This window comes from Chitinophaga arvensicola, from assembly GCF_900110835.1.
Lineage (GTDB): Bacteria > Bacteroidota > Bacteroidia > Chitinophagales > Chitinophagaceae > Chitinophaga > Chitinophaga arvensicola.
The window spans coordinates 1,517,809-1,530,863 of record NZ_FOJG01000001.1 but is presented as its reverse complement, the minus strand read 5'-3'; the positions used below and the strand labels follow the sequence as shown (position 1 = coordinate 1,530,863).

At 46.2% G+C, this 13,055-nt stretch carries 8 protein-coding genes; 5 read left to right on the top strand and 3 right to left on the bottom strand.

Annotation, left to right across the window (positions count from 1 at the left end; genetic code table 11):
* Positions 1-13: 13 nt before the first annotated feature.
* The 4 genes from BMW79_RS06535 (at position 14) to BMW79_RS06520 (ending at position 5,480) form a co-directional block, all read left to right on the top strand.
* On the top strand, positions 14-430 hold the full coding sequence (locus BMW79_RS06535) for a c-type cytochrome (RefSeq protein ID WP_089892132.1): 417 nt from the start codon (positions 14-16) through the stop codon (positions 428-430).
* A 25-nt stretch (positions 431-455) separates the two neighbouring features.
* Entirely contained in the window at positions 456-1,178 is a 723-nt protein-coding gene (locus BMW79_RS06530; protein ID WP_089892128.1) for a 3-keto-disaccharide hydrolase, read from the top strand.
* 135 nt (positions 1,179-1,313) lie between these two features.
* A complete protein-coding gene (locus tag BMW79_RS06525) occupies positions 1,314-2,057 on the top strand; it encodes a ThuA domain-containing protein (RefSeq protein WP_089892125.1) in 744 nt (247 codons plus the stop codon).
* Between the two features lie 9 nt (positions 2,058-2,066).
* Positions 2,067-5,480, top strand: a complete 3,414-nt coding sequence (locus BMW79_RS06520) for a ThuA domain-containing protein (protein WP_089892123.1) — start codon at positions 2,067-2,069, stop codon at positions 5,478-5,480.
* Positions 5,481-5,552: 72 nt separating this feature from the next.
* Here BMW79_RS06520 and BMW79_RS06515 read toward each other — a convergent pair whose 3' ends face one another.
* The 3 genes from BMW79_RS06515 to BMW79_RS06505 form a co-directional block, all read right to left on the bottom strand.
* Positions 5,553-7,835, bottom strand: a complete 2,283-nt coding sequence (locus BMW79_RS06515) for a GH92 family glycosyl hydrolase (RefSeq protein ID WP_089896805.1) — start codon at positions 7,833-7,835, stop codon at positions 5,553-5,555.
* A 162-nt stretch (positions 7,836-7,997) separates the two neighbouring features.
* Positions 7,998-10,292: a GH92 family glycosyl hydrolase gene (locus tag BMW79_RS06510; RefSeq protein ID WP_089892120.1), complete on the bottom strand. Its 2,295-nt coding sequence runs from the start codon at positions 10,290-10,292 to the stop codon at positions 7,998-8,000.
* Between the two features lie 221 nt (positions 10,293-10,513).
* The gene (locus tag BMW79_RS06505) at positions 10,514-11,530 is read right to left on the bottom strand and encodes a LacI family DNA-binding transcriptional regulator (RefSeq protein ID WP_089892117.1); all 1,017 of its coding nucleotides are present in this window, start codon (positions 11,528-11,530) and stop codon (positions 10,514-10,516) included.
* Between the two features lie 279 nt (positions 11,531-11,809).
* On the opposite strand from BMW79_RS06505, the gene BMW79_RS06500 reads away from it, so the two are divergent.
* Positions 11,810-12,883, top strand: a complete 1,074-nt coding sequence (locus tag BMW79_RS06500) for a fatty acid desaturase family protein (protein ID WP_089892114.1) — start codon at positions 11,810-11,812, stop codon at positions 12,881-12,883.
* Positions 12,884-13,055 lie beyond the last annotated feature (172 nt).

The following is a 13,055-nucleotide window of genomic DNA, read 5'->3' as shown; positions in this document are numbered from 1 at the left end:
AACTAATCAACAAATGAGAAAGAGATATCTGGCGCCGCTCGTATTAAGTGTATTATTCTTTGCAGCTTGCGGAGGTGGTGAAAAAAAGGCAGAAAATGCTGACAGCGTTAGCACTCATGAAAGCCCAGCAGCAGATAATTCCATGGTATCACCCAGCGCTGATAAACCAGTAAGTAAAGGCGAAAAGCTGATGGCGGAAAGTGACTGTAAAACATGCCATAAAGAAGAAATGAAAGTAGTAGGACCTGCCCTGAAAGACATCGCAGGTAAATACGCTGACACTCCTGAAAATGAGGAGAAACTGGCCGATAAAATCATCAAAGGTGGTTCCGGTAACTGGGGCGAAGTAGCCATGCTGCCTCACCCACAGATTTCTAAAGACGACGCCAAAGAAATGGTTAAGTATATCTTATCCATCGGCAAAAAGTAATTCTTTCATCACTCAATCATCCTGAATGAAAAAATTAATCATGGGTGCACTGATGGTAGCTGCCGTTCTCGGTACTACTGCTGTAAAAGCCCAGAAATTAAATACCCTGTCAGCTAAAGAAAAGAAACAAGGTTGGGTACTGTTATTCGACGGTACTTCTACCAAAGGCTGGCATACTTACCTGAAATCCACTGCCAGCCCTGCATGGGGTGTAGCAGATGGCGCAATTGGCCTGAACCAGGAAGCCAAAAAGAATGGCGCACCAGGCGGTGATCTCGTTACCGACGCAGAATACGAAAACTATGAGCTGACCTACGAATGGAAAATTTCTCCAGGTGGTAACAGCGGTCTGATTTTCAGCGTGCACGAAGATCCTTCCTTAAGCCAGACTTACCTGTCCGGTCCTGAAATGCAGGTGATCGACGACGCCGGCCACCCGGATGGTAAGAATCCAAAACACAATGCAGGTGAACTGTACGACCTGATCAAAGCACCTTCCAGACCAGCAAAACCTGTTGGCGAATGGAACAGCGCCAAATTATCCAAGAAAGATGGTCACCTGACCCTCTGGCTCAATGGCGTGAAAACTGCCGAAACTACTATGGGCACTCCTGAATGGGATGCACTGGTAGCAAAAAGCAAATTCCACGACTGGAAAGAATTTGGTAAACATGCAAAAGGTCACATCGCCCTGCAGGATCATGGCGATGACGTATGGTACCGCAATATCAAAATAAGAGTTCTTTAATTTCCGGATAAAGCTAACAGCATTAGGCAAAAGCTACTGAAGCGGAGATGGGCGCTTGCATATCTCGATACTTCAGTAGCTTTTTGCTTTTTACTTATTCAGTAATTATTCATTTCAATTCCCACGTAAAACAAGATGAAAGCACTCACCGCGTTTATTGCACTCTTGCTCCTCGCCGGTACGGTATCCGTACAGGCAAAGCACAAACACAAGGCTAAAAGAGTTCTCGTGTTCTCAAAAACAAAAGGCTTCCGCCACGATTGCATTCCCGCTTCTAAATTAGCGATCATGCAACTGGGCAAGGAAAATGGCTTTGAAGTAGACACTACGGAAGATGCCAGCGCCTTTACTTCTTCTAATCTGAAAAAATACGCTGCCGTTATTTTCAGTTGCACCACCGGCGATGTACTCGATAGCGCCCAACAGGTAGCTTTCGAAAACTATATCCACAAAGGCGGTGCCTGGATGGGAATCCACGCAGCTACGGATACGGAATACGACTGGCCATGGTATAACAAACTGGCCGGCGCATGGTTCCTGAGCCATCCAAACCAGCAAACTGCTACCCTTAAAGTGATAGATCATAACCATCCGGCTACCAAAGATTTACCAGATGAGTGGATCCGTAAAGACGAATGGTACAACTTCAAAAATCTGAACCCCGATGTACATGTACTCATCAAAATTGATGAAACCTCGTACACCGGCGGTAAAAACGGTGATAACCACCCTATGTGCTGGTATCATGATTTTGAGGGAGGCCGGTCTTTCTACACTGAAATGGGACACGTGAAAGAAGCTTACCAGGATCCCGTATACCTGAAACATTTGCTGGGTGGCATCGAATACGCCATCGGCAATTGGAAACCCAAAAACTAATCTGTTATAATGAAACGTACGCTAAGAATCTTTTTGCTGCTGGCCCTTGTTGTTGTTGGCCTGGCAGCCTGTAAAAAATCACGACCCGGTAAACCGAAAATACTGGTATTCAGTAAAACCAGCGGTTTCCGCCACAGCTCCATCCCAAATGGTATCAAAGCCATACAGAAACTGGGACAGGAAAACGGATTTGATGTAGACACTACAGAAAATGCCGCTAAATTCAATGAAGATACACTGGCGCAATATTCCGCTGTTATCTTCCTGAACACCACCGGTGATGTACTCAATAACTACCAGGAAGCCGATTTCGAAAGATATATCCAGGCAGGTGGTGGTTACGTAGGTGTACACGCCGCTGCTGATACCGAATACGAATGGGGCTGGTATAACCACCTCGCCGGCGCATGGTTCCAGAACCATCCTCCGGGCGTTCACAAAGCTATAGTTGATGTCGTTGAAAAATCTTTTCCCGCTACCGAAGGTCTTCCCGAAAAATGGGAACATACCGATGAGTGGTATAATTATAAAGATGTGGATACCACCACTACCGTGCTGCTGAAATTAGACGAGAAATCTTATGAAGGCGGTACCATGAAAGGTAATCACCCGATCAGCTGGTACCACGACTATGACGGCGGCCGCGCTTTCTATACCGGCCTCGGTCACACAGAAGAGTCTTACACAGACAGTCTTTTCCTGAAACACCTCGCCGGTGGTATCAAATATGCTATCGGTAAAAACCAGGTACTGGATTACAGCCTGGCTAAAACACTGCGTGTTCCGGAAGAAGACCGTTTCACCAAAAACGTACTGGTATCCGGTGAGTTCTTCGAACCAACGGAAATGGCTATACTCCCTAACCTCGACATCCTGGTGGCCCAGCGCCGTGGAGAACTGATGCTTTACAATGCAGCAGAAAAGAAACTCTCCCAGGCAGGTTTCCTGAAAGTATACCATCATACCGATACGCCAAATGTAAATGCGGAAGAAGGTTTCCTCGGCCTCGCTGCGGATCCCGACTTTAAAAATAACCACTTCATCTACGCGATGTATTCTCCTGCAGATACGTCCGTAAACCGTTTGTCACGTTTCAAATTTGAAAACAACAAACTGGATATGGCTTCTGAAAAAGTAATCCTGCAGTTCTACTCCCAACGTAATATCTGCTGCCACACCGGCGGTTCTATTGCATTCGGACCAGGCGGACTGCTGTATTTGTCTACCGGAGATAATACCACGCCATTTGATGAACCAGGACAGAAATATGTAAGCAAAGGTTTTGGTCCTTCAGATGACCGTCCGGGTCACCTGCAGTATGATGACCTGCGCGGTTCTGCCAACACCAACGATCTGCGCGGAAAGATCCTGCGTATCAAAGTGGAAGCGGACGGTTCTTACACTATTCCTGACGGTAACCTGTTCCCTAAGGGCACAAAAGATACCCGTCCTGAAATTTATGCGATGGGTACCCGTAACCCTTACCGTATGTCGGTAGACCAGAAAACCGGCTACGTATACTGGGGAGAAGTAGGACCAGACGCCAATAACGACGACTCCCTGCGCGGACCAAGAGGATACGATGAAATTAACCAGGCCAAAAAGCCAGGTAACTTCGGTTATCCGATGTTTATTGCCAATAACAAACCTTATCGTAAATACAACTACGAAACAGGTGAAAGCGGCCCTTACTACGATCCGTTAAAACCAATCAATCATTCCCGTAACAATACCGGTCTGAAAGAACTGCCACCGGCAACTTCTGCTTTCATCTGGTATCCTTATGCGAAATCAGACGAATTCCCGCTGGTAGGTAGCGGCGGCCGTAACGCGGAAGCCGGACCAGTTTACCACAGCGAGTTCTATCCGAAAGAAACCCGTTTCCCGGATTACTACAATGATAAACTGTTTATCTACGACTGGATACGCGGATGGATCATGGCTGTTACGATGGACAAAAACGGCGACTTCTCCAAAATGGAAAAGTTCATTCCAGGTACTAAACTGAATGCGCCGATCGACATGGAAATGGGTCCTGATGGCCGTCTGTATATCCTGGAATATGGTAACGGATGGTTCAGTAAAAATGCAGATGCAGGTCTTTCCCGTATCGATTTCAATGGCGGCAACCGTGCACCGGTAGCCAATATCCAGGCTAACCGCACCACCGGCGGCTTACCATTCAAGGTAACTTTAACTGCTGACGGATCTAAAGATCCCGATGGCGATAAACTCACTTACCTCTGGAATTTCGGTAACGGTACCAAGAAAGAAACCAAGGAGCCTACCGTTGAATACAGCTACAGCACTGCAGGTGAATACCAGGTATTTGTAGAAGTAGCCGACGATAAAGGCGCTAAAACAAAGAGTAAATCCATCGAACTGTATGCAGGTAACGAAACACCTGACGTGAAGATTGATATCACCGGAAACAAGATGTTCTACTTCCCTGGTAAACCAGTGAAATACACCGTGAACATCAGTGACAAGGAAGATGGTAATTCTGCCGACGGTAAACTGGATGCCAACAACATCTTCGTAAAGGCAGATTATATCCAGGGACGCGATAAGGCAGCACAGCCACAGGGCCACCAGATCATTACCGGTGCTATTGCAGGTAAAAACATCATGGAAGTATCTGACTGTAAAACCTGTCACAAGCCAGATGAAAAATCTATTGGACCTTCTTTCAAACAGGTAGCAGAAAAATATAAAAACGATCCTGCTGCTCCTGAAATGCTGGCTAAAAAGATCATCAACGGTGGTGGCGGTGTTTGGGGCGAAACAGCCATGTCAGCGCATCCGGGCATCTCCATGGGCGAAGCCAAACAACTGATAGAATACATCTATTCTATTGGTGGTGCTGCTCCTAAAGTTGCTTCCCTGCCAGCTACCGGCAGCATCAACCCAACCCTGGGTGGTGAAGCCAAAGACAATGGCGTATTGTACCTGCTGGCCAGCTACACAGATAAAGGTGGTCCTGGTATCAAACCAATTACCGGTACTGCTACTGCAGAACTGATCAGTCCTAAACTGATTGCAGCTGATTTCAGCAAAGCCGATGGCGCTGCTGTATTCTCTGCAGATGGTATGAAATTCCTCATCCCTTCCAATGCAGAAGGTTGGGCAGTTTACAACAAACTGGACCTGACAGACATCAACGGTATTGAATTGGTATACATGGTACAGGAACCTCAACAGGCCGGCTATGTAGTAGAAGCATTCCTGGATGATGCCAACGGAACCCGTCTGGGTGAAGTGACCATCGGACCAGGTGCACAACCTAAAACGCAGAACAAGGCAAACTTCAACTTTACCCCGGTAGCTGATGGCAAAAAACATAACCTGTATTTCCGTTTCAAAGCCACTGATGCGGCGCAGAAAGTACAGTTAGGTATATTGTCATTCAACCTCCGTTCATAATAACAATACTTTTATAAACAAAAAGGGAGTCTCCATAACCGGAGACTCCCTTTCTGTTTATTGGAATACTTACTATTTCTTCGGTTTGGCACCCATATAAAACGTAATGCTGCCACCATTCATAATATCTGCGTGTGTAATGTACAAGCGGTTCAACGGTGTACCATTGAGTAATACCTTCTGTACATATACGTTTTTATCACTTTGATTCTTCACATCCACTACAAAAATCTTTCCGTTCTCCAGCTGCAAAGTAGCCTTATCAATAGCCGGGCTACCGAGTGAATACTGGTCTGAACCCGGGCATACAGGGTAGAAGCCAAGCGTAGTAAAGATATACCAGGCGCTCATTTGTCCGCAGTCGTCGTTACCGCCCAGGCCATCCGGTCCGGGATGATACATCTTCTTCAGGATCATGCGAACGCGTTCCTGTGTTTTCCACGGATAGCCGGTCCAGTTATAGAGATAGGCTACATGATGGGAAGGCTCATTGCCATGAACGTAATTACCGATGATGCCATCGCGGGTAATATCTTCCGTTTCAGCGAAATATTTATCAGGCAGCTCCATCGTAAACAGGGAATCCAGGTGCGTGGTAAACTGTTTCTTCCCCCCCATCATGGCGATCATTTCGTCAGGGTAATGTGGTACATACAGACTGTAGTTCCAGGCATTCCCTTCAATAAAGCCCTGGTCATGGGTTTGCAAAGCATCAAAGTTCGCTTTGAAGGTGCCATCATCCAGTTTAGGACGCATGAAGCCGGTATTGCTATCGTATACGTTCTTATAATTCTGCGAACGTTTAATGAACTCATCGTAGAGATCTGTTCTGCCCAATTTCTTTGCCACCTGTGCAATACACCAGTCGTCATACGCATATTCCAGCGTCTTTGAAACAGAAGATCCATTCTTATCTTCCGGGATATAACCTCTGTCGATGTAATAGCTAAGACCATCGTAAGTACGGTGGCGGGCGGTGGTAACACAGGCGTCCAGTGCTTTATTCACATCGAAAGGAGCGTTGCCTTTCATGATGGCATCCGCAATTACGGATACGCTGTGGTAGCCGATCATGCACCAGTTTTCATTGGCATAATGCGACCAGATAGGCAGCATGTGTTGCGCACTCTGGTCATAATGGTTCAGCATCGACTGGATCATATCAGCATTGCGTTTCGGCTGAATCACGTTAAACAGCGGGTGCAGTGCGCGATAGGTATCCCACAGGGAGAAAGTAGTATAGTTCGTGTATCCGTTGGCGGTATGGATATTCATATCCAGTCCGCGATATTGTCCATCTACATCCATATAAGTAGTAGGATTGATGAACGCATGATACATGGCGGTATAGAAATTCTCTTTCTCTTCGCGGCTGCCGGATTCGATATGAATTTTATTCAGTTCTTTGGTCCACAATGCCTGTCCATCGCGTTTTACCTGGTCAAAGTCCCATCCTGGAATTTCTGCACGCAGATTTTTCAGGGCGCCTTCGGTACTCACCGGAGACAGGGCCATTTTTATTTTGATCTTTTCACCGGGTGCTGTCTTGAAATCGAAATAGGCGCGTACCTGTCTGCCGGCCATTTCGGGGAAGTTCTTTGTCTGGTCAAACTTTCTCCAGAAGCCTTTATACACATCTTTGGCATTGTTTTGCTGTCCGTATGCTACAAATGGTTTGGAGAAGGTCATCGCAAAATACTCTATTCTCGTACGTGCCCAACCGTTAGTCTGGCGGAAGCCGGTCACCAGGGTATCGTTTTCCACCCGGATGAAAGTCCACACGTTTTTATTGTCGTAGTTATAGATACCGGACATCATATCGAGGATGATATGTGCCTGATCGGTACCGGGGAAAGTGTACTGATGGAATCCGACGCGATTGCTGGCAGTGAGTTCCGCAAGTATATTATCATCTTCCAGTTTCACTTTATAATAAGCGGGTTCCGCTACTTCTGTGCTATGCGAAAAAGCAGAGCGGTAGCCACTTTCAGGATGATCAGCCGTACCGGGATTCAGTTGCAGGGTTCCTACGGTGGGCATAATCAGGAAATCGCCCAGATCGGAATGGCCGGTGCCGCTGAAGTGAGTATGACTGAAACCTACGATGGTTTTGTCTTCATACTGATAACCGGCGCAATACTTATACACGTCCGGATTATACTTACCATTCATTTCGTAAGGAATGGTATCCGTTTCAGGACTGAGTTGTACCATCCCGAAAGGCACGGTAGCGCCGGGGTAGGTATGTCCCATCCTTTGTGTGCCGGTGATCGGCTTCACATATTGAATGACGTTTTCCTGTGCAAATACCGACAGGGAGGAAAAGAATAAAAGCGGTAGAAGAATTTTTCTCATGGTGGTAGATTGTGGCTGTATACCTTTAGCGATCAGCAATTAGTCACCTGTGGTAGCAAAACACAACAGATGACTAAGGGCTGAAAGTTTAAAATTGTACATCCCGAAGAGTCGGGACGAAGTATTTCAGTGAACAATGAAAATAGTTCACGGACAGCAATACTACTTGTTCGCTGTAGGAGAATACGAATACGGGAAAGCAGCCGGATCGGTTCCTCTTGATTTCTCAGGAGTGGCGCCCATTTTGAATTCCAGGGTACCGCCTTTCTGCAGGTCCTGGTGGCTGATCCAGTTTTTCGTATAGGTCTGTCCGTTTAAAGTAGCTTTCTGAACATACAGGTTGGTGTCGCTGTTGCCCGGTGCGTTGATCACCATTTTCTTACCATCTTCCAAAGTCATGGTCAGTTTGGAGAACAGTGGAGTACCCAGTACATACTGTTGTGTACCCGGACAAACAGGGTAGAAGCCCATAGCGGAGAACACGTACCAGGCGCTGGTTTGACCGTTGTCTTCGTCACCACAGTATCCATCCGGAGTGGCTTTGTACAAACGGCTCATTACCTGGCGGATCCAGTATTGTGTTTTCCATGGCTGGCCTGCATAGTTATATAAATAGATCATGTGTTGAATAGGCTGGTTGCCGTGAGCATACTGGCCCATATTCATGATCTGCATTTCGCGGATCTCGTGGATGACAGTACCGTAGTAGCTTTCATCAAATACCGGTGGCATGTTGAAAACTGAATCCAGCATATTGACAAACATATCGCGGCCGCCCATCAGTTTGGCTAAGCCTTGTACGTCATGGAATACAGACCAGGTATAGTGCCAGCTGTTTCCTTCTGTAAAGGCATCTCCCCATTTGAACGGATTGAAAGGTGTCTGGAATTTACCATCCTTGTTCTTACCACGCATCAGTTTAGTTTCCGGATCAAAGAGGTTCCGGTAATTCTGGGAGCGTTTTTCAAACAGGTCTATTTCGCTTTTCGGACGGTTCAGCGCTTTTGCCAGCTGGTAAATGGTGAAGTCGTCGTAAGCATATTCCAGGGTACGTGCGGCATTTTCGTTTACGTTTACATCGTAAGGCACATAACCCAGGTCATTATAATATTTCACACCCAGGCGGCCTACAGAACTCAGCGGACCTTCGTTCTCGGAGTTCTTCAGGATACCTTTGTAGAGGTTATTGATATCGTAGCCACGGATACCTTTCAGGTATGCGTCAGCAATGAGGGAAGCGGAGTTGGAACCCACCATGCAATCGCGGTGACCGGGGCTTGCCCACTCTGGTAACCAGCCGCTTTCGGTGTAGGCGTTAGACAGTCCTTCCATGATGTGTGAACTCAGCGTAGGATACATCAGGGTGAAGAAAGGATGTACTGCGCGGAAAGTATCCCAGAAACCGTTGTCGGTGAACATATAGCCGGGTAATACCTGGCCATTGAACGGGCTGTAGTGTACAATTGCGTTCTTCGCGTCGATTTCGTAGAACTTGCGCGGGAACAGCATGGTGCGGTACAGGGAGGAGTAGAAAGTACTTACCTGGTCGCTGGTACCGCCTTCTACAGACAATCTGCCCAATTCTTTATTCCAGATATCTTTTGCTTTTTTGCAGGTCACATCAAAGCTTTCCTGTCCGATTTCGCGTTGCAGGTTCAATTCAGCCTGTTCGAAGCTGATAAAGGAAGAAGCAGTTTTGATTCCTACCTTTTCGCCTTTCTTTGTTTTGAATCCTACTACGGCGCCGGTATGATCGGCCTGCAGTTCCAGTTTACCTTTCACCAGCACGGAGTCGTGCCAGATATCGGCAACGGTAAATGCCTTATCAAATTTGATAATAAAGTAGTTCTTGAAGTTGGAAGGTACGCCGCCACTGTTTTTGGTAGTGTATCCGATTATCTTCTTTTCTTCCGGTAATATTTTAATATAGGAACCTTTGTCGAATGCATCCACTACGATGAAGGCACTGTCGGTAGCCGGATAGGTGAAACGCAGCTGTGCGGCCCTTTCGGTAGGTGTAATTTCTGTGGTAACGTCAGGGTCTGCGAGGTATACGCTGTAATAATATGGTTTGGCTACTTCTGATTTATGAGAAAACCAGCTGGCGCGTTTGTTCTGATCAAACTTCACGGTACCGGTAACGGGCATAATGGCAAACTGACCATAGTCGTTGATCCAGGGTGAAGGTTGGTGCGTTTGCTTAAATCCCCTGATCTTATCAGCGGTATATTGATAAGCCCAGCCATTGCCCATGGTATTGGTTTGTGGCATCCAGAAGTTCATTCCCCAGGGCAGGGCAATGGCAGGATAGGTATTTCCGTTTGATAAGCTCACTTTGGAATCAGAGCCCATCAGGGTGTTTACCCATTCCGCCGGCTCAGCTACTTTATTTACCGTCTGGCTATGAGCGCCATGCAGGCATAACAAAGCGGCTGCTAACAGTCCAACTTTTTTCATGATTAGATATTATGTACAACAAAAATGATCCTTTTCGCTAATAACACATTAATATGTGTAAAGTTACCGTGAAATTACAACAAAATCGATTTAGCACAGGTATAGAAAAAAAAGATTCTACGAATCCTTTCCTCTTTAACTTTAAAAGCCAGTTCTAAAAGTATAAATATTTTTCCAGCAATTGCAAGTATTTAACGCTTTTTTTACAAGTGGTTGCCCGCTCAGGCAGATCCTCTCAGGATAAATTTTCCGGGTAATTCCACGGCTGTTTTCTTCATCGGGCCACTGTTTTTATCCAGTTGGTGCATCAACAGATCTATGGCGGTTTTGGCGATTCCTTCTATCGGCTGCTCTATTACCGAGATACCGGGAGGATACAAACGGAAGATATCGTGGTCGTCAAAACAAACTACAGACAGGTCTTCCGGCATCTTTAACCCCATTCGGGCAATTACTTCCAGTCCCAGGATACCCAGGTAATTGGTGGAGAAGAAGATGGCGTCCAGTTCAGGATTGGCCTCAATAAACTCCTGGAGTTCATTCAGTGAATCTTCCCGCTGCCGGTGATATTGCAGCTGGAGGATATACTTTTTCTTTACCGGGATCTTGTGTTCCTTGAGGGCGGTGGTATAGCCGCGCAGGCGTTCTTCGATCTGGATCAGCTTTACATCTACCATTACGAAGGCTATTTTTGTAAACCCTTTACTGATCAGGTGTTTCATGCCCTGCTGTACACCGTCAAAGTTATTGATCAGTACATAGGGTGTTTTGATAGCGGGGAAGTAGCTATCCATCAGTACTACTGGTTTGTGCTGTGTCACCAGGTGCTGGATCTCCTTTTCCATTCCGGGTGCGGGGGTAATCAGGTAGCCGTCTACCATTTGCCGACCCAGCATGCGGATCAGTTCTCCGCCTTTCTGGGCGTTATTCTCGGTACTACAGTATACCACATTGTATCCCCGGCGCTCCGCTTCGGTTTCGATCGTTTTAGCCAGACTGGCAAAAAAGCTTCCGGAAATGCTTTCTACGATCAGTCCCAAAGTTTTGGACTGGCCTGTACGCAGGTTAACCGCCATACGATGGGGCTCATAGCCGGACTTTTCCGCTACCTGCATGATTCTGGTGGCTACCTCATCCCGGATGCGCATTTGTTTCCCCTTTCCGTTTAAAACGAAAGAGACCGTGGAAGGCGCTACTCCCGCCATTTTTGCAACATCCTTAAGGGTTAATCGCTTCATGTATAGTGATTGGTTTTGGCATATATAAAAATGGTACGACCTGCACATTTTCACATACCCGGACAGTTATAATATTACAGGGTCATGTTCGCCTCTGACAGATACACATTCGAACGGAAATTACAAAAATACCCGTAATTACCGCCAGAGAAGAAAAAAATGGTTACCTTTCAGTTAACCTATGTGGAATAATATTTCTCCCGGGGCCACGTTATAATAATTCACCGGCTCCTTTTCTGCCAACATTATTACAACTGTAGTAAAACATACAATGAGCATATGAAGCAACTTTCTCAACTCACAGACCCAGTTTACATAAAACCCACACATGAAACTGCTCTTGACCGTCTTTTTAAAAGCTGGATCAGGGATGAACGTGACTTGCCCTTTGTATACCTTACCCTTAAAATTACTTTTACGCTCTGGCCACTGGCAATCATCCTCTATATCCCGGGAATGAACAACTGGATTTGGTGGGCTGCTGCCATCGCATACCAGTTCCTGAATAACTTTACCTTCAAAGGCCCGTTTGGCCTGATGCTCCATTGCACCAGCCACCGCGCCTTCTTTGAAAAAAAATACCAGTTCTGGAATAACTACCTGCCCTGGGCGATTGGTCCCCTGTTCGGACAAACACCGGAAGGCTACTACTCTCACCACATCGGGATGCACCATCCGGAAAATAATATGCCGGATGATGACAGTTGTACCATGATCTATCAACGCGACTCTTTCCGTGGATTTCTTTCATACCTGGGAAGTTTCATCACTTTTGGTGTTTATGATACGGCCCGCTATCATTTACAGCGGAAAAGAAGTAAGCTGATGGTAAAACTGGTAAGAGGAGAAGTACTTTTTATTGGCGCATGTGTTGGTTTATCCTTTATCAATTTCCCGGCTACATTTGTTGTATTTATATTGCCCTTTATGATTTCCCGTGTTATCATGATGGTCGGAAACTGGGCCCAACACGCCTTTATCTGTTCCGAAGAACCTGACAATTCCTACAAAAACAGTATCACCTGTATCAATACAAAATATAATCACAAGTGCTGGAACGATGGCTATCATATCAGTCATCACGTAAAACCTAACATGCACTGGACAGAACATCCCGTATATTTTACCAAAACACTGGATGAATACATCGCCAATGATGCCATTGTATTCGACGGCATTCACTTCCTCCATGTATGGGCCTATCTTATGGGCAAGCGCTATGATCTGCTGGCAAAACACTTCGTCAACATCGGCGACCGCTTCCAGACAGATGCGGAAATTATTTCTTTCCTTAAACAACGTACCCGCAAAATCACGGTATTACCGGTACCCGCAGTCGTTGCTGCAGCCTGATAATATATTACCGGTTATCCGGCAGCGCTTTACTTTTATGGATTACAATTCGCTTGCATTTCAGCATTTTTAAATTAAAAATGTTATGAAATTGGTAAGAGAACTGTCAGTTCCTGCGATCGCATGCTTACAAATAAGCCACCACACTGAGTTTCGACGTAAATTCCAAAAA

What these genes read in the sequence shown, in the direction of transcription:
- BMW79_RS06510 (WP_089892120.1), bottom strand. Translation starts at nt 10,292, where the DNA reads ATGAAAAAAGTTGGACTGTTAGCAGCCGCTTTGTTATGCCTGCATGGC.
- BMW79_RS06525 (WP_089892125.1), top strand. Translation starts at nt 1,314, where the DNA reads ATGAAAGCACTCACCGCGTTTATTGCACTCTTGCTCCTCGCCGGTACG.
- BMW79_RS06520 (WP_089892123.1), top strand. Translation starts at nt 2,067, where the DNA reads ATGAAACGTACGCTAAGAATCTTTTTGCTGCTGGCCCTTGTTGTTGTT.
- BMW79_RS06500 (WP_089892114.1), top strand. Translation starts at nt 11,810, where the DNA reads ATGAAGCAACTTTCTCAACTCACAGACCCAGTTTACATAAAACCCACA.
- BMW79_RS06530 (WP_089892128.1), top strand. Translation starts at nt 456, where the DNA reads ATGAAAAAATTAATCATGGGTGCACTGATGGTAGCTGCCGTTCTCGGT.
- BMW79_RS06505 (WP_089892117.1), bottom strand. Translation starts at nt 11,530, where the DNA reads ATGAAGCGATTAACCCTTAAGGATGTTGCAAAAATGGCGGGAGTAGCG.
- BMW79_RS06535 (WP_089892132.1), top strand. Translation starts at nt 14, where the DNA reads ATGAGAAAGAGATATCTGGCGCCGCTCGTATTAAGTGTATTATTCTTT.
- BMW79_RS06515 (WP_089896805.1), bottom strand. Translation starts at nt 7,835, where the DNA reads ATGAGAAAAATTCTTCTACCGCTTTTATTCTTTTCCTCCCTGTCGGTA.